21 protein-coding genes are annotated in these 19,453 nt (G+C 29.6%); 3 read left to right on the top strand and 18 right to left on the bottom strand.

Annotated elements, in window-relative coordinates; genetic code table 11:
* Positions 1-4: 4 nt before the first annotated feature.
* Genes spoIIIAE through spoIIIAA form a run of 5 tightly spaced genes read right to left on the bottom strand, consistent with a single transcriptional unit; the run spans position 5 to position 3,308 of the window.
* On the bottom strand, positions 5-1,159 hold the full coding sequence (gene spoIIIAE, locus N4A48_RS05300) for a stage III sporulation protein AE (protein ID WP_293664789.1): 1,155 nt from the start codon (positions 1,157-1,159) through the stop codon (positions 5-7).
* A 10-nt stretch (positions 1,160-1,169) separates the two neighbouring features.
* On the bottom strand, positions 1,170-1,556 hold the full coding sequence (spoIIIAD, locus tag N4A48_RS05305; protein WP_293664790.1) for a stage III sporulation protein AD: 387 nt from the start codon (positions 1,554-1,556) through the stop codon (positions 1,170-1,172).
* A 15-nt stretch (positions 1,557-1,571) separates the two neighbouring features.
* Positions 1,572-1,775: a stage III sporulation protein AC gene (gene spoIIIAC / locus N4A48_RS05310; RefSeq protein ID WP_330665052.1), complete on the bottom strand. Its 204-nt coding sequence runs from the start codon at positions 1,773-1,775 to the stop codon at positions 1,572-1,574.
* A gap of 53 nt (positions 1,776-1,828) precedes the next feature.
* Complete coding sequence (locus N4A48_RS05315) at positions 1,829-2,344, bottom strand: stage III sporulation protein AB (protein ID WP_293664791.1); 516 nt, start codon at positions 2,342-2,344, stop codon at positions 1,829-1,831.
* Positions 2,337-3,308: a stage III sporulation protein AA gene (spoIIIAA, locus tag N4A48_RS05320; RefSeq protein ID WP_293664792.1), complete on the bottom strand. Its 972-nt coding sequence runs from the start codon at positions 3,306-3,308 to the stop codon at positions 2,337-2,339. Before spoIIIAA ends, N4A48_RS05315 begins: the two co-directional genes overlap by 8 nt.
* A gap of 164 nt (positions 3,309-3,472) precedes the next feature.
* Here spoIIIAA and N4A48_RS05325 point away from each other — a divergent pair, with 164 nt between their 5' ends.
* Together N4A48_RS05325 and N4A48_RS05330 are read left to right on the top strand one after the other, a co-directional pair.
* The gene (locus tag N4A48_RS05325) at positions 3,473-4,855 is read left to right on the top strand and encodes a hypothetical protein (protein ID WP_293664793.1); all 1,383 of its coding nucleotides are present in this window, start codon (positions 3,473-3,475) and stop codon (positions 4,853-4,855) included.
* Between the two features lie 285 nt (positions 4,856-5,140).
* The gene (locus N4A48_RS05330) at positions 5,141-5,608 is read left to right on the top strand and encodes a hypothetical protein (protein ID WP_293664794.1); all 468 of its coding nucleotides are present in this window, start codon (positions 5,141-5,143) and stop codon (positions 5,606-5,608) included.
* A gap of 38 nt (positions 5,609-5,646) precedes the next feature.
* Here the strand turns inward: N4A48_RS05330 and fabF are convergent, their stop codons facing one another.
* From fabF to N4A48_RS05385, 11 genes are all read right to left on the bottom strand, one after another.
* On the bottom strand, positions 5,647-6,885 hold the full coding sequence (gene fabF, locus N4A48_RS05335; protein WP_293664795.1) for a beta-ketoacyl-ACP synthase II: 1,239 nt from the start codon (positions 6,883-6,885) through the stop codon (positions 5,647-5,649).
* A gap of 21 nt (positions 6,886-6,906) precedes the next feature.
* Positions 6,907-7,131 carry an acyl carrier protein gene (gene acpP / locus N4A48_RS05340; protein ID WP_277730988.1) on the bottom strand — a complete coding sequence of 75 codons (225 nt, stop codon included), beginning with the start codon at positions 7,129-7,131 and terminating at the stop codon, positions 6,907-6,909.
* Positions 7,132-7,171: 40 nt separating this feature from the next.
* Positions 7,172-7,936, bottom strand: coding sequence for a 3-oxoacyl-[acyl-carrier-protein] reductase (gene fabG / locus N4A48_RS05345; RefSeq protein ID WP_293664797.1), 765 nt, complete (start codon positions 7,934-7,936; stop codon positions 7,172-7,174).
* Positions 7,936-8,889 carry an ACP S-malonyltransferase gene (fabD, locus tag N4A48_RS05350; RefSeq protein WP_293664798.1) on the bottom strand — a complete coding sequence of 318 codons (954 nt, stop codon included), beginning with the start codon at positions 8,887-8,889 and terminating at the stop codon, positions 7,936-7,938. The genes fabG and fabD overlap by 1 nt, the downstream gene beginning before the upstream one ends.
* 11 nt (positions 8,890-8,900) lie before the next feature.
* Complete coding sequence (gene fabK, locus N4A48_RS05355; RefSeq protein ID WP_293664799.1) at positions 8,901-9,830, bottom strand: enoyl-[acyl-carrier-protein] reductase FabK; 930 nt, start codon at positions 9,828-9,830, stop codon at positions 8,901-8,903.
* Positions 9,831-9,841: 11 nt separating this feature from the next.
* Entirely contained in the window at positions 9,842-10,837 is a 996-nt protein-coding gene (locus N4A48_RS05360; protein WP_293664800.1) for a beta-ketoacyl-ACP synthase III, read from the bottom strand.
* A complete protein-coding gene (gene plsX / locus N4A48_RS05365) occupies positions 10,830-11,840 on the bottom strand; it encodes a phosphate acyltransferase PlsX (RefSeq protein WP_293664824.1) in 1,011 nt (336 codons plus the stop codon). Before plsX ends, N4A48_RS05360 begins: the two co-directional genes overlap by 8 nt.
* A 13-nt stretch (positions 11,841-11,853) precedes the next feature.
* Positions 11,854-12,411, bottom strand: coding sequence for a transcription factor FapR (gene fapR / locus N4A48_RS05370; protein ID WP_293664801.1), 558 nt, complete (start codon positions 12,409-12,411; stop codon positions 11,854-11,856).
* 126 nt (positions 12,412-12,537) lie between these two features.
* Positions 12,538-12,714 (bottom strand): 50S ribosomal protein L32, encoded by a 177-nt coding sequence (rpmF, locus tag N4A48_RS05375; RefSeq protein ID WP_099188088.1) that lies wholly within the window; start codon positions 12,712-12,714, stop codon positions 12,538-12,540.
* Between the two features lie 13 nt (positions 12,715-12,727).
* Positions 12,728-13,240: a YceD family protein gene (locus tag N4A48_RS05380; RefSeq protein WP_293664803.1), complete on the bottom strand. Its 513-nt coding sequence runs from the start codon at positions 13,238-13,240 to the stop codon at positions 12,728-12,730.
* Between the two features lie 122 nt (positions 13,241-13,362).
* Positions 13,363-14,556, bottom strand: coding sequence for an acetate/propionate family kinase (locus N4A48_RS05385; RefSeq protein WP_293664804.1), 1,194 nt, complete (start codon positions 14,554-14,556; stop codon positions 13,363-13,365).
* Positions 14,557-14,983: 427 nt separating this feature from the next.
* Here N4A48_RS05385 and N4A48_RS05390 point away from each other — a divergent pair, with 427 nt between their 5' ends.
* Complete coding sequence (locus N4A48_RS05390) at positions 14,984-16,252, top strand: nucleotidyltransferase (RefSeq protein ID WP_293664805.1); 1,269 nt, start codon at positions 14,984-14,986, stop codon at positions 16,250-16,252.
* 364 nt (positions 16,253-16,616) lie between these two features.
* Here N4A48_RS05390 and N4A48_RS05395 read toward each other — a convergent pair whose 3' ends face one another.
* Together N4A48_RS05395 and N4A48_RS05400 are read right to left on the bottom strand one after the other, a co-directional pair.
* Positions 16,617-18,515 (bottom strand): ABC-F family ATP-binding cassette domain-containing protein, encoded by a 1,899-nt coding sequence (locus N4A48_RS05395; RefSeq protein ID WP_293664806.1) that lies wholly within the window; start codon positions 18,513-18,515, stop codon positions 16,617-16,619.
* Between the two features lie 107 nt (positions 18,516-18,622).
* Positions 18,623-19,453: a CvfB family protein gene (locus N4A48_RS05400; protein ID WP_293664807.1), complete on the bottom strand. Its 831-nt coding sequence runs from the start codon at positions 19,451-19,453 to the stop codon at positions 18,623-18,625.

A 19,453-nucleotide genomic window follows, 5' to 3' on the forward strand; every position in this document is an offset into this window, starting at 1 on the left:
CCTCCTACATTCTCGTTACATTTCCGATAGATGCAAGTATAGCTATTGTTATAAAAAACATTATTCCAACAGCAACAACTGAAGATAAAATTATTATCATAAGGTTTGCCATTTCATTTAAATATGTAGATATATTATCATCTGATATAGGCTCTACGATTATAGATGAACATTTATAAACAAGTATAATAGACACTATCTTAAATATTGGTATTAAACATATACCTATTAGTATTACAAGAGAGGCTGCTCCTAATACACTTTTCAATAAATATGATGATGAAAGAAGTATCTCTATAGAATCAGATACAAATCCTCCTACAACAGGAATAAAATCAACAGCAAATTTAATAGTTTTTATAGAAAATTTATCAAACGATGTAACATATATTCCTTGAATAGATATTATCCCAAGATATATAGTTAGTAAAAAACCTACCGTAAATATACTTATCTGTTTAGTAAAGTTATATAGTCTCTTAAGATTTATATTACTCGATATATTGTTTATTATAAGTATTGAAAATGAAAGTGCCATTATTACCATTAAAAATGTTTTAAATACTATATTTATAAAAACTATACCTCCTAAAAATATAGGACTTAAAGATGCTGAAGTAACAGGAAATCCCAAAGTTACTAAGAAAGCCATTTCAATAGGAATTGCTATTTGCATGAAATTTACCATATTATCTATTGTTACTTTAGCTATTTCAAGAACGTCTTTATATCCAATAAAGGTTATTGATATCAATAGTACAAAAACTGTATAGTTGGATACCTTGCTTATAGCTGTTCCTGAAAATGAATTATCCAAATTTTTAAGTACTGCAGATATTAGCGATAAAATTAATACCGTAATTAAAATTTTGAAATTCAATTTAACTTCTTTGAATAAATAATTTTTCACTTGTCCTTTATCTATTATGTCTAATATATTTTTTTCACCTTTCATAACATCCGTAATAAAGCTTTTTAAATTAATATTCTTAAATACTTGCTCATTTTCAAAAGTTTTTTGCAGTCTGTCTATTTGAATAGTTTTTAATTGATTGTCTATATAATTATTTATCTCCCCTTTTGAGTCATTTTGTGCATATGCTAGATTTGTCATTAAAAAAAACATAATTAAAACTTTAACGAACACTCTTTTTTTCATAAGTAATCTCCTAAGGAATAATATTTACTATCGTATTAAGTATTGATAAAAGAATAGGAAAAGATAGTGTAAGTATTATTACTTTTCCACCAAATTCAAGCTTAGTAGCTATAGCTCCTTCCCCACTGTCTTTGCATATTTGAATAGCAAACTCCATCAAATACGATATGCCTACTATTTTTATTATTGTAGAAAAATACATATGGCTTATATTTATCTTCTTAGTTAAATCATTTATACAGTTTATTACATAGTTTATCTTGTATATAGATACAGTAAATATAGCAACCCCTGTAATTAGTGCTATAGCCATGCTTATCTCTGGTCTTTCTTTTTTAAATAATACAGATAGTATAGTTCCAATAAAAGCCACTGAAATTAATTTCGTAAATTCCAACTTACCACTTCCCTTTTAATAAAGATTAAACATAGTCTTTACAGCATTAAATAAATTGCTAATTTCTTTTATAACCATCATAAGCACAAGCACAACCCCTGTAAGATTTGCAATATAAGACCATTCATCTTTGCCAGCCCTAGTTAAAACAGTATGAAGTATAGATAAAAGTATCCCTATACCACCTATTTTAAAAATCAAATCCACATTTATTCCCATAAATTTTCCCCCTTTTAAAATTTTTATTTATGATATATCTATTTAATATCTATCTATAAAAATATTATCACCAATAAAAATCCCATCGTTAAGCTCAGTTTTTTATACAATATACCTTTTGTTTTAATTTCTAAAAATGCTTCTTTTTCATTTTTTTTTAGATTTTCAATTGCAAGATTTATTATTCTTTTTTGTGAATAGTAATCACTTTTTCCGAGATTATTTATTAAATTAGTTATCTCATCTATTTCATTTATTCCAAGATTGGTTTTTTGGGTTATTATATAAGTGGATTCTTTTACTATATCATCTAAGCTTTTATTATTTTCTTTAAGCTTCATGCTCAGCATTTCAAAAAAGTAACTTATATTAAATTCTTTTTTGTATCCTACTTTTTCAAATACCTCCTCTAATGTATATAATCCGAATTCAAGCTGCATATTAAGTACCTCAAGTACCTTTACAAGATCTGATATATCGCTGTACTTTTTTTTAAAAGACCTATAAAGTTCTTCTCCTAATAAGAAAAAGCATATTAGCATAAATATAATAAGCACTATTTTAAGCAATGAATAAGCACCTCTTTTCTTCTAGGTCATATACCTTATCTATTGTACCTGCTCCTTTTTTGCAAGATAGTACAATAACTCTTTTAAATAATTCTTTATCTAAGAGCGTATTTAATTCCTTTCTATTTCTAATATCTTCAATTCCACTACCATGAACAGATGTTATAAGCGATACACCTCCATTTAAAGCAGAATATAGAGATTCTATTTCTTTTGTGCTTCCTATTTCATCTGTAACTATTACATTTGGGGACATACTTCTTAAAAGCATCATAATTCCTACATCCTTAGGACAAGACTCTATTGCATCAGTTCTTATTCCTACATCCTTTTGAGGTATTCCATGATATGATCCACAGATTTCATTTCTTTCATCAATAACTGCAACTTTTATTCCTTTAAACTTGTACTCATTAATACCAGTACTTATATTTCTAACTAAATCTCTTATCAGAGTTGTTTTTCCACACTGTGGAGGAGATATTATCAATGTATTGTATATTTCATTTTGACTTTTTATTATGTATTTAATTACATTTTTTGAACAGTTCTTTATTTCTCTTGAAACTCTTATATTTAAAGATGATATATGCTTTATATTTTTTATTTCATCTTTTTCTACAATAGCTTTTCCTCCAATACCTACTCTATGTCCACCTTTTATTGTTATAAATCCTTTTTTTATATCATCTAAAAAGGAATGTATAGAATACTTACATATAAGCTGAAATGTTTGTTCTATATCCTCTCTTGTAGTAATATAGGTATTTTGGTTATTATCACAAAACTTATCAGTCTTTATATTAAAAAAATAATCCTTGTTATTCATATTAACTATTAATGGTCTATTGACTCTAAGTCTTATTTCTTCTATATCACTTATAAATTTATAGTCTGCACTTATGAAAAAGCGCTTTATTTTTGGACTTAATGAATTTATAATTTCTTCTGAAAGTTTATTCATAAACTCGTCCTCCTCCCTATTTTTAAATAATATTATGTTAATAACAAAAATATGCATTAATATATTAATCTTTTTTTGATTTATTATCACATATTTATTTGTTTTAGAATATATTAACCTTGAAGAAATCTTTTGTAATATTATAAATGAGGAGTTGATCTTATATGGCAAAAAATCCAAAGGTTTGTGAAAGTAAATCTTATAAGAATTTAAATTGTTGTAATAAAGATATAGGTATTTCGATTGTTCAACCAGAGTGTCATTGTTTGCTAGATGGTAGAGTGGTTACAAACCCTAGTTATGTATCTTCTTTAAATAAATCTTTTTGGACTTATAAATTAATAACAGACTGTAATGATGCCACAATACCTGTGACTTCATTTGTTATTCCTATATGTGAAGTTGTTCGTACAGAAACATTGACTGTATCTGAAAAAATAGATGGATGTGGTAAGTGGACTTCTATACCTTATACTTTAACTAAGACAGATTCTATCTTTGGAGATGCTCCAAAAGGTTTCCAATTCGTAAAAATAGAAATTAACGATAGATATTCTAAGGGAGTATCTGTTGCGTATAGATTAGAATTAAAAGGCAATTACCCTGAATCAACGCAGCCTATATCAATTAATACAGATTCTACTGCAACAGTTTTTGATTGTAATGGAGGATTTCTAGTTCCTGAATGTAACCCTCAAGGTAAGTTATCTATAACTAAAAATGTAAACACTATAATAAAGAATAATCAAGCAAAACTTGAATATAGTTTAGAAGTAGATAATATAGGTAATGCAACCTTAGAAAATGTTGAACTTTCAGATATACTCTTCTTACCTACTCAATTAACACCTGGAAAATTTAAAACTGTTCCTGGTAAACTAAAAACTGTTATCAATCCTAATGGAGAAATAAGAATAAGTGGTAATTTAGGAAAATTAAGTCCAGGTGAAGAAATAATTGTTACTTATACTATTCCAATAGCAGGTATATCATCTCCTGGACAATATATAATAAATAACATTGCTAGTGTAACATCAGAAGGCACAGAAGCATCAGATAGAGCTACTGCTACTATTGATGTTGTTAAGCTAGAATCTAATAAGTGTTGTAATGTTTTAGGTAATGGTTTAGCTGAATTTAGAGTAACTATAGCTAATGTAGGCGATTCTCCTAACTCTAAAGTTAGCATATTAGATGATCTTTTAATCCCAACAGGTATAACAGTTAGATTCTCAGATTTTGATGGTTGTAATGTTGTATTTGCAGGTACGGGAGAACCTGTACCTATAAATACAGATGTTACAGGTAATGCAGACATTAGAATTACTTGTGATAATATAGAGATACCAAAGGGAGGTAGCGCTCAAAAAATTCTTAAATTTAAGTTGATGACAAGTTCAGTATCAGGAAGCACTGTTATTAAAAATGAGCTTGAACAAGTAAATCTAACAACTCCAGATAATCAAATATTCTTAGGAGCTGGTATTTTACCTGTAGAAGCTGGTATACGAGTTATATTAAATCTTGAATGCCAAAAACCATGTTAAAATTCGTCTACTCGCTAACGCGGTGACTCATATCGCCAACGATCCTTTACAGGCTCCGTTGCTTAAAAATAGTCTCAATTGTAGCTTTCTTAACAAATTATCAACAAAACAAAAACGATATAGTTCCCTATAGAAAAAAAGAGTTAGTTTCTAGATAGAAGCTAACTCTTTTTTATTACATTTTATTTACGTTAAGTTTACATTGTTTCGACATTTATTGACGCTATTTTCTTCGCAATATATAATATCGATTATAGATATAACTATTGAGAAAGGGGATCTATGATGAAAAAAATTAATAAAAAAGTAATTATAATTACGACTGTAATTTTAGTTGCACTTGGTGGTTTTAATGTTTATGCAGCTGCGGTTTTAGGTACAGATATCATTTCTCTTATTCAAAAAGGAATTGCTTCAATAGAAAATAGGATTTCATCTGAAACAGAAAAAGAAATTAATAAAATTAGTGAAAAAGAACAGCAAGAGTTAGATTCTCATATTCAAGCAAAGGCTAAGGAAACAGTTCAAGAACTGCAAAAATATCAAAATGAAGAAATTAATCGTGTTAATAAAGAATTAAACAAATACACTGATGAATTAAAATTAGCAGCAGATAAACAAATAGAAGCACAAAAACAAATAGCAAAAAATGAAATCAAGAATAAAATAGATGAGAAAAAGAAAAAGGAGAAAGAAGAGATTGAAAATAAACTTAAAGACTCAATCTCAAATCATTTCCAAATAACCGAATAATCAAAAATCGCATATGCAAAAGCATATGCGATTTTTGATTATTCATATTTTTTAAATGCAAGTGTTCCATTGTGTCCACCAAATCCCAACGAATTAGTAAGAGCACATTTAATATCTTTTTGTCTTCCTTTTCCTACAACATAGTCAAGATCAAGCTCCGGATCTTGATTTTGAATATTCATGGTAGGAGGTAAATAGCCTTCATTTATAGCTAAAGAACATATTATAGCTTCAACTGCTCCAGCTGCTCCTAATAAGTGTCCTGTCATAGACTTAGTTGACGATACTGCTAAGTCATACGCATGATTCTTAAATAAAGATTTGATAGCTAAAGTTTCATTTCTATCATTAAGAGGAGTGCTAGTTCCATGAGCATTTATGTAATCTACATCTTCCAACTTAAGACCTGCATCTTTTACTGCCATTTGCATAGCTCTAGCAGCACCTTCTCCACCCTCTGCAGGAGCTGTTATATGGTATGCATCTGCTGTTGCTCCATATCCAACTATCTCAGCATATATTTTTGCATTTCTAGCCAAGGCATGCTCTAGTTCTTCTAATACTAGCATACCTGATCCTTCTCCCATTACAAATCCATCTCTATCTTTATCAAATGGTCTTGATGAAGTTTTTGGATCATCATTCCTAGTTGACATTGCCTTCATTGTACAAAATCCAGAAACAGCAAGTGGAGTTATAGGGCTTTCTGCTCCTCCTGAAATCATAATTTCAGCATCTCCCCTTTGGATAGCCTTAAAAGCATCTCCTATAGCATGGGTAGCCGATGCACAAGCTGTAACAACACTTGTATTAGGTCCCTTTGCTCCAACCATTATAGATATTTGACCTGCAGCAATATTTGTTATCATCATAGGTACAAAGAACGGACTTACTCTTTTAGGTCCTTTTTCCATAAGTCTTTTGTGTTGTTCTTCTAATGTCTCTATTCCACCTACTCCTGATCCTATTATAACTCCAAATCTATTTGCATCTATATTATCTATATTTATATTTGAATCTTTCATTGCAATTTTAGATGCAGCAACTGCATATTGAGTAAATCTATCCATTCTTTTTGCTTCTTTCTTATCTATAAAATCAGAAGCATCAAAATCTTTAACCTCTGCTGCTATCTTAGTTGGATAATCAGTAGTATCAAATCTAGTTATTTTATCTATTCCACAAACTCCATTTTTAACATTGTTCCAGAATTTATCTATTCCTGTTCCAACAGGAGTTACACATCCTATACCCGTAACCACAACTCTTCTTTTCATAATTAGTACCTCCAAAACTACTTATTTAGATTCGATATATTTTACTATATCTCCTATGCAAGTAAACTTTTCTGCTTCTTCATCTGGTATTTCTATTTCAAACTCATCTTCAAGAGCCATCATTATTTCAACTGCATCTAATGAATCTGCTTCTAAATCTTTTATTAAAGATGTCTCTAATTTAATTTCCTCTACATTATCTACTCCTAATTGATCTGCTACTATATCTCTCACTTTTTCAAACATATTAAATACCTCCTAATTTTTTATCATATATTTTAATTTTTTATTGCATTACCATTCCACCATCGACATTAATAGTCTGACCTGTTACATACGAAGACATATCACTAGCTAAAAATGCTGCTACATTTGCTATATCTTCTGTTTGACCCATTTTTTTCATAGGAATACCACTTTCATAAGAAGCTCTCACTTCATCCTTTAATACCTTAGTCATATCACTTTCTATAAATCCTGGAGCTATAGCATTTATAGTTATATTTCTAGATGCAAGCTCTCTTGCTGTTGATTTTGTAAAACCTATAACACCAGCCTTAGAAGCACAGTAATTTGCTTGACCTGCATTTCCCATAATTCCAACTACAGATGCCATATTTATTATTTTTCCATATTTTTGCTTCATCATAGGTCTAGTTACAGCCTTTGTACAGTTAAATACTCCTTTTAGATTTACAGCTATAACCTTGTCAAAATCTTCTTCTTTCATTTTCATTAAAAGAGTATCTCTAGTTATACCTGCATTATTTACTAATATATCTAGTTTTCCATATTGATTTATAACTTCTTTTACCATATTTTGCGAATCTTCAAAATTGGACACATCACACTCTACAATAAAGCATTTTACTCCCATAGATTCTATTTCTTTTTTAACCTCAAGTGCTGATTCTTCTATTGAAGTATGATTTGTAGCAATATCAGCTATAGCAATATCAGCTCCTAATGAAGCAAACTTTATAGCTATTGATTTTCCTATCCCTCTTGAACCTCCAGTTATAAGAGCAACTCTACCTTTTAAATCAATCATTACTGTGCCTCCTTCATATCTTGTATAAACTTTTCTAAAGTAGCTTTATTTTCAACATTATGTATATTTACTTTAACTTTTGATTTTTTAGATATTTTGTTTATAAATCCTTTAAGAGTTTTACCAGGACCCACCTCAACAAAGGTATCAAATCCATCTTTTATAAGCTTTTCTATTGAATCCTCCCATAACACAGATGAACTGACTTGCCTTACCAAAGTATCTTTTATTTTATCATTCTCAACATAATCTCCAGTAACATTAGTTAAAACAGGTAGTTTTAAAGAATTTAATTGTATGTTTTCAAGCTCTTTTTTCAAGTTTTCTCCAGCCTTATTCAACATAGAAGAATGAAAAGGTGCACTTACATTTAATATAACAGCTTTTTTAGCTCCTCTTTCTTTACAAAGACTAACAGCCTTTTCTACAGCTTTTATTTCTCCAGATATTACTATCTGTCCTGGACTATTAAAGTTAGCAGCCTCAACTATTCCTTCACTAGATAATTCATCTAATACATCCATAAGTATATCTCTATCAAGGCCAAGTATTGCAGCCATAGTTCCTACACCTTGTGGAACTGCCTCTTGCATATATTTACCTCTTTTTTTAACAAGTTTTACAGCCTCTTCAAAGGATAGAGCATCAGCTGCTACAAGAGCAGAATACTCTCCTAAAGAAAGTCCTGCACATGCATCAAATTTCACATCAAGTTCATCTTTTAATATTTCAAGTAAAGCTGTACTTAAAGTAAGTATTGCTGGTTGAGTATTTTCAGTTTTAGTAAGTTCCTCATCGGGACCTTCAAACATTATAGATTTTAAATTCATATGTAAAACTTCATCAGCTTTATCAAATATTTGTTTTGAAACTTTATAATTTTCATATATATCCTTGCCCATACCTACATATTGAGATCCCTGGCCTGGAAATACAAAAGCTATTTTACCCATATAAATACCTCCTAAAAGCTTAAGTTAGACATTATATCCTTAGCTTCACTCATCATATCCTCTATAATATCTTTGCAAGATTTTATATCTTTTACCATAGAAGCACTTTGTCCTGCCATTACAGATCCATTATCTACATCTCCATCTATTACTGATTTTTTAAGTGCTCCTACTCCCTTTTCATCTAGAAAAGAAGAATCTACACCTTCTTTTTCAAGCTTTATAAGCTCTTTCATAAGCTTATTCTTTAAAGCTCTAACAGGATGTCCTGTGCTTCTACATGCAACTATTGCATCTCTATCTTTAGATTTTATAATAGTATTCTTATAATTTTCATGTACTATACACTCTTCACTACATACAAATTTAGTTCCTACTTGAACAGCACTAGCTCCCAATGAAAATGCAGCTACAATTCCTCTTCCATCAGCAATTCCACCAGCTCCAATAACAGGTATACTTACTTCATCCACAACTTGAGGTATTAATACCATAGTTGTAAGTTCTCCTATATGACCTCCAGCTTCAGTTCCTTCTACAACAATAGCATCTGCTCCACATCTTTCCATTCTCTTAGCAAGAGCTACAGATGGAACAACAGGAATAATCTTAGTTCCTATCGATTTTAATTTTTCCATATACTTAGCAGGATTTCCTGCTCCTGTAGTTATAACAGGTATTTTTTCTTCATAGATAACTTCCATTACTTCATCTACAAATGGAGATAGTAGCATTACATTAACTCCGAATGGCTTATCAGTAAGTTCTCTAGCTTTTTTAATTTCATTTTTTATAACATCAGCAGGAGCATTTCCAGCTCCAATAAGTCCAAGTCCTCCAGCATTAGATACAGCTGCAGCAAGCTCAGCAGTTGCTATCCATGCCATCCCCCCTTGAATTATAGGATATTTTATTCCTAAAAGTTCACATACTTTGTTCATCTTCTCTCCTCCTAGATACTCCATTTAATAACACTTGAAGCCCATGTAAGCCCAGCTCCAAATCCTACTAAAACTATGTTGTCACCTTTTTTTATATTTCCTTTTCTATATGCTTCATCAAGAGCTACAGGTATAGACGCTGCAGACATATTGCCATATTCATGTAAGTTAACATATATTTTGTCCATAGGCATTTTAAGTCTTTTTGCAGATGCCTGTATTATTCTAATATTTGCTTGATGAGGTACTACATAATTTATATCTTCTTCATTTAATCCCGCTAATTCTATACTTTTTTTAGCAGAATCTCCCATTACTCTAACTGCAAATTTAAACACTTCAGACCCTTCCATTTTTATATAATGAAGTCTATCATTTATGCTTTGCTCACTTGCAGGCATTCTAGAACCTCCCGCAGGCATTTTAAGACATTCTCCGCTTGATCCATTAGCTCCTAGATATGTAGATAAAATCCCCTCATTTTCATCCACTTCTCCTAAGATAGCCGCACCTGCTCCATCTCCAAATAATACACAAGTATTTCTATCTGTCCAGTCCATAATTTTAGATAAAGTTTCAGCACCTATTACAAGTACTTTTTTATACATACCAGTTTCTATAAAGTTTTTTCCTACACTTAACCCATATACAAACCCTGAACAACCAGCTTCTAAGTCAAATGCAGCTGCATTAACAGCTCCTATATTTTTTTGAACCATACATGCAGTTGATGGAAACGACATATCAGGAGTAACAGTTGCTACTATTATAAGATCAATTTCTTCTGGATTTATTCCAGAACTTTTCATAGCTTTTTCAGCAGCAAGAGTTGCTATATCCGAAGTAGCCATATTTTCTTCAACTACTCTTCTCTTTTTTATACCAGTTCTTGAAGATATCCATTCATCAGTTGTGTCTACTATTTTTTCTAAATCAAAATTAGTAATAATTTTATCTGGAACGTAACTTCCTGTAGCCAATATTCCTGCTCTTTTTAATCTATTCAATCTTATCAACTCCCAATTTATCTATTTTAACCTTTATTTCATTAATAACATTGCCCCTTGTAAAATGTATACCTTGCTTTATTGCATTTTTTATAGCTTTGGAGTTAGAACTTCCATGTGCTTTTATAAGTCCTCCATTTACCCCTAGAAGTGGTGCTCCTCCATATTCACTATAATCAAGATTGTTTTTTAATTGCTTAAGATCATCTTTTAAAAACATAGCTCCTATTTTAGTCTTCATATTAGTTAAAAAAGTATCTTTTAACATAGAAAACACAGTCATAGCTACTCCTTCTGTAACCTTTAACACTACATTACCTGTAAAGCCATCACATACTACTACATCTGTATAGCCAAAAGGTATCTCTCTTGCTTCTACATTTCCTATAAAGTTTATATCTTCATTTAATTTTAATAAGTTGTAAGATTTTTTAGTTAATTCGTTCCCTTTTCCTTCTTCTTGACCAACATTTACTATAGCAACCTTTGGATTATCAAGTTCCAGTATTTTGCTTGCATATACAGATCCCATAACTCCAAATTCTAGTAAATTTCTAGGTTTACAGTCTGCATTTGCTCCAGCATCTAGTAGTATAGACATTCCTTTTTTATTAGGTAAAAAACTACAAAGTGCTGGTCTATCTATACCTTTTATTCTACCAAGTACAAAAAGCCCTCCAGCTAAAAGCGCTCCAGTATTTCCAGCAGAAACTATAGCATCTGCCTTTTTCTCTTTAACTAAGTTAAGAGCTACTACCATAGATGAATCCTTCTTACTTCTTATAGCTTTTACTGGTTTATCTTCATTTAATATTAGTTTACTTGTATGAATTATTTCCAACTTACTTTTATCAAATTCATACTTACTAAAATTTTCTTCTAATACATTTTTATCTCCCGTAGCTATTATATCTATATTAAATTCTTTTATAGCATCCACTATACCTTCAACTGTAGAGTACGGTGCATTGTCTCCTCCCATGCAATCAACTACTATTTTTATATTCATCACTCCCTTAACTTATTTCATCGAATATGAACTTTCCTCTAAAAACCTGTTCATGACTTTTATTATTTATTTTAACGTGTACATAATGTTTTTTATCTCTAACTCTTATTACTTCAGCTTTAGCTATTAATCTATCATTTGCTTTTATTGGATTTATATTCTTTATATTAGCAACTCCCATTAAAACAACAGGTGCATCTACAACCGCCATTGCTAATGATTCCGCTTGAGCAAATACAAAATGCCCCTTCACTATATTAGTCTTAGAATAAACCATATGATCAGTCGTTTCAAGTATTGAAATCCCTAAGACACCAACATCTAAGTCTATTATCTCTCCAACTATTTCCTTGCTACCTATAGTTTTAACTTTATTTATATTATTTTCAGCAACAAGCTTTACTCTTTCTCTTAGTTCAGGTATTCCAAGTTTAAGTCTATCCAATCTTATAGTCTGTATACTAACACCAAAATAATCCGATAATTCTTCATCTGTATAAAAAGGGTCTTTTTTTAATATTTTGGAAAGTTCCGTTTGTCTTTCTTGTTTGCCTTTTCTTTTCACATTATTCACCCCTAAATTATATACTAATATTAGTACCAGCTACTAATATTAGTATATAATAATTAGTCATATAAATCAATAGAGCAAAAAATAAAAAGCATGTAGTTATAAACTACATGCTTTTTATTATTTAGCTACTACTTCTTTACCTTTATAGTATCCACAATCCGGGCATACTCTATGTGGTAATTTCGGCTCATGACACTGTGGGCAACTTACGAATCCAGTTGCTACCATCTTCGAGTTAGCTGCTCTTCTTGAGTCTCTCTTTGATCTTGATGTTTTACGCTTTGGTACTGCCATTTATCCCACCTCCTTAGTCATTTTTAAAAAAGTCTTTTAATTTAGAAAAACGGGGATCAGTAAATTCTTCGTCATTATGACAATTGCATTTTTCTTCATTTAAATTAGCTCCACATGAATGACAAAGACCTCTACATTCTTCATCACATGTTATTCTTTCTGGAACATTTAATATAAAAGTATTCTCAATTATATCTTTAAAATCTAATTCGTCCCCATTGCAAACAATAGTATCTTCATCTTCTAGAACACAATCTTCATCTTCAACTATAAAAGCTTTAACATCATCTTCTATGTTGACTTCAACATCTTTTAAGCATCTGCTACAAGAGTCTACAACAGAGAATTTAATATTACAATCTAGATAAAGCTGTTTATCTACATTAGTTACTTGTCCATTAACTTCAACAGGAGAAGTTAATCTATAGTTTTTACCACAACAACTAATACTATCAACTTTTTGTGAAAAATTCAAGTCCAAAACCGTTATTTCTCTTTTTATTAATCTAGATAAGTTTATTGTCATATTAATCACCTCAATAATACACTGCAAAATTTATTATACAAATGCTTAATTAGTTTGTCAAGTATTTTTACTTGATACCTTAAAAAAAGGTAGGATAATACCTACCTTTTTAGTAAAATAAATTATTTAACTAATTCAAGAGTATCTCTTGCTATCATTAACTCTTCATTGGTAGGTACTATTAAAAGCTTAACCTTAGAGTCATCTGTACTTATAACTGTATCTTTTCCTCTAACATCATTCTTTTCCTTATCTATCTTCATTCCTAATCCTTCAAGACCTGAACAGATTTGCTCTCTCATAGATATAGAATTTTCTCCTATACCAGCAGTGAATAGAACTACATCTACTCCACCCATTTCAGCCATGTAAGAACCTATATATTTCTTAACTCTGTTGCAGTAAGCATCTATTGCTACTATAGCTTTTTCATCACCCTTAGTTGCTGCACCTTCTATATCTCTAAAGTCACTAGATATTCCAGTCATTCCAAGAACACCTGATTTTTTATTCATTAATGTACTTAAACCATTAGCATCTAATCCTTCTTTTTCCATTATAAATGGTACTATAGCAGGGTCCATATCTCCACATCTTGTTCCCATTATTAATCCTTCAAGAGGAGTGAATCCCATAGAAGTATCTTTACAAACTCCACCATCAACCGCAGCAATACTTGCTCCATTTCCTAAGTGACAAGTTATTATCTTTAAGTCTTCTATATTTTTACCAAGTATTTCAGCTGCTCTTTTAGATACGTACTTATGAGATGTGCCGTGGAATCCATATCTTCTAACTCCATACTTTTCATATAACTCATATGGTAATCCGTAAAGGTAAGCTGATTTTGGCATAGTTTGATGGAAAGCTGTATCAAATACACCGACCATTGGTACTCCTGGTAATATTTCTTGACAAGCATTTATTCCTATTAAGTTAGCTGGGTTATGAAGAGGTGCAAGTTCAACACAATCTTCTATTCCTTTTTTAACTTCTGGAGTTATTACAACAGAAGTTGTGAAATTTTCTCCTCCGTGAACAACTCTATGTCCAACAGCAGATATTTCTTTCATATCTTTAATTGCACCATATTCTTCATGTATTATAGAATCAAGTACTATTTTTAAAGCATCTTTATGGTCTTTCATTGGCTCTTCTATAGATACCTTATCTTTTCCTGTAGTTTGGTGCTTAACTACAGAACCTTCAATTCCTATTCTTTCAGCTAATCCTATAGCCATAACACTTTCATCTTCCATGTTTATTAATTGATACTTTAAAGAAGAACTACCACAGTTAATAACTAATATGTTCATATATTTACTACCTCCTACTATTATTTAGTATTTTTATGTATGTTTATACATTTACAATAACCTCGACATAAATAATATAGCATTTTTTTATTGAATTGTACACAAAAATAAATCCAATTAAATGCAATACTTTCTTAACATTCTACATTTTTTTCAATATTCCTTCTTTTTTGTCTTTTTTTATGACAATCATCAAATTATATTTTCTAAATTCATTCAACACTACTTATTTCAACATATTCAAAATATATTAAAATTAAAAGTATAGCTTTTTAACAGCCTATTCATTAGTATGAGATTAATTTTTTATTTTCATACATTAATATTTCTAAAAATGTAAAACTTAATTCTTAGAAAGTATAATTTTAATAGAAATCATATTTTCTATATTATATAATTTAATAATAACTTTAAAAAGGAGAGATATATGAAAGTTTTAGGATTAATTGTTGAGTATAACCCATTTCACAACGGTCATATGCACCATCTTTTAGAATCAAAAAAAAAATCAGATTCAACTCATACAGTAGCTATAATGAGTGGTCATTTTTTACAAAGAGGAGAACCTGCTTTATTTGATAAATGGACAAGAGCTAGAGCCGCTGTTGAGGCAGGGGTTGATCTTGTAATAGAACTTCCTACTTTATTTGCAACTCAAAGTGCTGAATTTTTTAGCCACGGAGCTATATCTACGTTAAATAGTACAAACTCAATAGATAGTATTTGCTTTGGAAGCGAAATAGGAGATGTAGATATACTGTATCAAATAAGTCAAATATTGGTTGATGAACCAGAAGAATTCAAACAATACCTTAAATATTATTTAAGTGAAGGTCTTTTATTTCCACTAGCAAGGTCTAAGGCTTTATTTAAATACATAAGCAATAATAAAATATTAAATATAACAGAAAACAGTTTATATGAGGTTTTAAATAGTTCTAACAACATACTAGGAATTGAATATATAAAGAGTATAATCAAATTAAAAAGTTCAATAAAACCATATACTATAAAAAGAATTAAATCAGAATATAATTCAACAGATATAAATAGCTCTATATGCAGTGCTACTGCCATAAGACAATCTTTAAAATCAAATAAAAATCTAAAAGATTTAATAAATGTTGTTCCAAATACAACCTACTCTATTATGAAATCTCAAATAGAAAATAATTTTGACCCTGTATTTGACGAACAGTTTTATAATATATTGATAGGTTCTATATTAAGAGAAGAAAAAAATATAAATAAATACTTTGATGTGAATGAAGGAATAGAAAACAGAATAATAGACTCTATAATGAAAACCTCATCCCTTGATGAACTTCTTATGAGCATAAAATCCAAAAGATATACTATGACTAAAATAAAAAGAATACTCACAAATATACTTCTATCCATAAAAAAAGAAGACGTTGTAAAAGCTAAAAATACAAATAATATTCCTTATATTAGAATACTCTCCTTTAATGATAAAGGAAGAGAAATAATAAGAAATATAAAAAAGAACTCAGATGTTACTATAATAAACAAACTGAGCTCAGTAAATGTAAAAGATGAAGATCTAAAATTATTTTTAAATTACGATATAAAAAGTACTAATATGTATAACCTTATGTATTATAAAAATAGAAAAGACAAAATTAAGGGATATATGGATTATTACATATCTCCTATATATGTAAAGAATACTTAAAACTAATTATATGTGGGTAATCAAAACTGTCTATAAAAATACCGTGAATGTAACGATATTTTTATAGACAGTTTTTTAATGTTAATTTTTATAACATAAAATAGATCTTGCCTCATATATGAAAATTCGTCTACTGACTAACCATCCTTACAAGCTCCATTGCTCAAAATTAGTCTAAATTGTAACTTTTTTAATAAGTTATCCACAAAGTAAAATATTTATAATACCTTAAAATATTTTTCATTAATCCATTTTTAAATTTAATGGATGCACTTAAAAATAAAGGAGATAAAAATGTTAGGGAATGATTTAATACATTCACGGTATTTTAATCTCTTTTATTTTGGATTAATCGCAAAATCAATTATTGATTTTCTATTCTTTCAGCTAAATCATTCAAATATTCCCATCTCTCCATCTTCTCTTCTAAAACACTCTCCAACTCCTCTTTTTGCTTAGTTAACTCCTGTAACTTCTCAAAATCACTTCCACAACCATTTATAGATTCATCAATATCAGATATATTATTTTCTAGTTTTTCAATAACTCCATCTATTTCTTCATATTCTTTTTGCTCTTTAAACGTAAACTTAAGCCTAGTATCTTTTTTCTTATAGGAACTTTTATCCTTCTTTTGAACAATTTCCTTAACTACGACCTCTTGTTTTTGATCACAAAAACTTTTATAATCTGAATAATTTCCAACATAATGCTCTATAGTAGAGTCTCCTTTAAATGATAATATTTTATTCACTACTCTATCAAGGAAGTATCTATCATGGGATACCGTTATAACACATCCATCAAACTCATCTAAATAATCTTCAAGTATTCTCAACGTTTGAATATCTAAATCATTAGTAGGCTCATCTAAAATAAGTACATTCGGAGATTTCATAAGAACTCTAAGTAAGTACAATCTCCTCTTTTCTCCACCAGATAATTTAGATATTAATGACCATTGAGCATCTTTATTAAACAAGAATCTTTCAAGCATAGTAGATGCACTTATATGCTTATTATCAGCTGTATACATACACTCTGCTTCTTCTTTTATATACTCTATAACTCTTAAATTCTCATCCATATGTTCATTTTCTTGAGAAAAATATCCTATTTTAACAGTACTACCTATATCTATATTTCCACTATCAGGCTTTATATTTCCAACAATCATATTTATAAGAGTTGATTTTCCACATCCATTATTACCTATTATACCAACCCTATCTCCTTTAGATAAAGTATACTCAAAATCACTAAGTATTCTTTTAGATCCAAAACTCTTTGATATATTATTTATTTCTATTACCTTTTTGCCAAGTCTTGAACTACCTACAAATACATCTATGTTATTATCATTTATTTCAAGCTTATTTTCCTTTAGCTGTTCAAATCTATCTATTCTCGCCTTTTGCTTAGTACTTCTAGCTCTAGCACCTCTTCTTATCCACTCTAACTCTTTCCTAAATATACTTTTTCTTTTTCTCTCAGAAGCAAGGATACTCTCTTCCCTTTCTTGTTTTAGCTCTAAAAACTTACTATAATTCCCTAAATAAGAATCTAACTTGCCTTTATCAACCTCTACTATCTTGTTTACAACTCTATCCAAGAAGTATCTATCATGAGTTATCATAATAAGAGAGCCTTTTCTATTATTCAAATATTCTTCAAGCCAAATTATAGTATCATTATCCATATGGTTAGTAGGCTCATCTAATATAAGTAAATCACATGGATTTATAAGGGCACTTGCAAGAGCTATTCTCTTTTTTTGACCTCCAGATAAAAACTCTATTTTATCATCAAAGTTAGATATTCCAAGTTTTGTAAGTATACTTTTTGCTTCGCTTTCTATCTGCCATGCATTCATAGTATCCATTTGCTGATTTAAATCCAACAGCTTAGTCTGTAGATTATTATCTTCTGGATTTTTACTTAGTTTTTCAATTGTGTACTCATATTCACTTATAAGTTTCATAATAGGAGATGTTCCTTTAAAAACCTGCTCTATTACAGTTAACTCTGTATCAAATTCTGGGTTCTGTGGGAGATATTCTATATTCGCATTTCTGGCCTTTATTATTTTCCCACTATCATAAGTTTCAACCTCAGCTATTATTTTTAATAGTGTAGACTTTCCTGTTCCGTTTATACCTAAAACCCCTATTTTTTCTCCTTCATTTATTCCAAAAGAAACATCATCTAGTAAAATTTTTTCTGAATAGCTTTTAGATATATTTTCTATAGTTATTATATTCATAATCAATCATTCCTTTATTAGCAATAATATATTGTATTATAACACATGAGTATTATAATTTCATATACGAAAAAAATCCTGTTATATTATACAACAGGATTGTTGTTTTATTTTTTTAAATATGTTGCTTCGCTAGTAAGCTTTACTAAACCTTCCTTGTAAAGTCCTCCTAGAGCCTTTTTAAACATTCCCTTACTCATTTGTAAGCTATTTTTTATATGTTCAGGAGATGACTTATCAGTTAAATATAAAACTCCATTGTATTTCTCTAATTCTTCTAATATCTTAGCTTTAGCTTCATCTATTTCCTTATTTATTTTTTTTCTAATAGTAACATCTATTTTTTTATCTTCTCTTATTTTCTTTATATTACCCTTAGTAATATCTCCAACCTTTAAATTTTTATATACTTCATTGTTATATAAAAGTCCAAAGTACTTTCCATCTATTATAACTTTTATACCCATATCTGTAAATTCATATATCATCAAATCTACTTCTTGACCTTCTACAAGATCTATATCCTCATCCTCTATAAATTTATTTATCTTTTGACTTGCTATTATTCTATCGCTAACATCATCTTTATACACACTTACGATATACTTTCTATTTTTTTTCATTTTTTCTTTTTGCTGGTTGTATGGAACTAACAACTCTTTTTCAAGTCCCCAGTCTAAAAACGCTCCGTACTTATTAATATCTTTAGCTTCTAAAAAAGCTATATCTCCTACCTTAGCCTTTGGTGTTAATGTAGTAGCTATATATCTATCTTCAGAGTCCTTATACACGAATACATCTATACTATCTCCAACCTCAACATTATCTGGAACATATTTTGTAGGGAGAAGAATTTCTCCAACCTCTGAATCTAAAAACAAACCAAAATCTCTTTCCTTTACTATTTCTAATTTATTAAAATCTCCTAATTTAAACAT

It is taken from the genome of Tepidibacter sp., assembly GCF_025210165.1.
Lineage (GTDB): Bacteria > Bacillota > Clostridia > Peptostreptococcales > Peptostreptococcaceae > Tepidibacter_A.

Coding starts and splice junctions, on each gene's coding strand:
- spoIIIAE (WP_293664789.1), bottom strand. CDS start 1,159: ATGAAAAAAAGAGTGTTCGTTAAAGTTTTAATTATGTTTTTTTTAATG.
- spoIIIAC (WP_330665052.1), bottom strand. CDS start 1,775: ATGGGAATAAATGTGGATTTGATTTTTAAAATAGGTGGTATAGGGATA.
- spoIIIAA (WP_293664792.1), bottom strand. CDS start 3,308: ATGAATAAACTTTCAGAAGAAATTATAAATTCATTAAGTCCAAAAATA.
- N4A48_RS05325 (WP_293664793.1), top strand. CDS start 3,473: ATGGCAAAAAATCCAAAGGTTTGTGAAAGTAAATCTTATAAGAATTTA.
- N4A48_RS05330 (WP_293664794.1), top strand. CDS start 5,141: ATGAAAAAAATTAATAAAAAAGTAATTATAATTACGACTGTAATTTTA.
- fabF (WP_293664795.1), bottom strand. CDS start 6,885: ATGAAAAGAAGAGTTGTGGTTACGGGTATAGGATGTGTAACTCCTGTT.
- acpP (WP_277730988.1), bottom strand. CDS start 7,131: ATGTTTGAAAAAGTGAGAGATATAGTAGCAGATCAATTAGGAGTAGAT.
- fabG (WP_293664797.1), bottom strand. CDS start 7,936: ATGATTGATTTAAAAGGTAGAGTTGCTCTTATAACTGGAGGTTCAAGA.
- fabD (WP_293664798.1), bottom strand. CDS start 8,889: ATGGGTAAAATAGCTTTTGTATTTCCAGGCCAGGGATCTCAATATGTA.
- fabK (WP_293664799.1), bottom strand. CDS start 9,830: ATGAACAAAGTATGTGAACTTTTAGGAATAAAATATCCTATAATTCAA.
- rpmF (WP_099188088.1), bottom strand. CDS start 12,714: ATGGCAGTACCAAAGCGTAAAACATCAAGATCAAAGAGAGACTCAAGA.
- N4A48_RS05380 (WP_293664803.1), bottom strand. CDS start 13,240: ATGACAATAAACTTATCTAGATTAATAAAAAGAGAAATAACGGTTTTG.
- N4A48_RS05385 (WP_293664804.1), bottom strand. CDS start 14,556: ATGAACATATTAGTTATTAACTGTGGTAGTTCTTCTTTAAAGTATCAA.
- N4A48_RS05390 (WP_293664805.1), top strand. CDS start 14,984: ATGAAAGTTTTAGGATTAATTGTTGAGTATAACCCATTTCACAACGGT.
- N4A48_RS05395 (WP_293664806.1), bottom strand. CDS start 18,515: ATGAATATAATAACTATAGAAAATATATCTAAAAGCTATTCAGAAAAA.
- N4A48_RS05400 (WP_293664807.1), bottom strand. CDS start 19,453: ATGTTTAAATTAGGAGATTTTAATAAATTAGAAATAGTAAAGGAAAGA.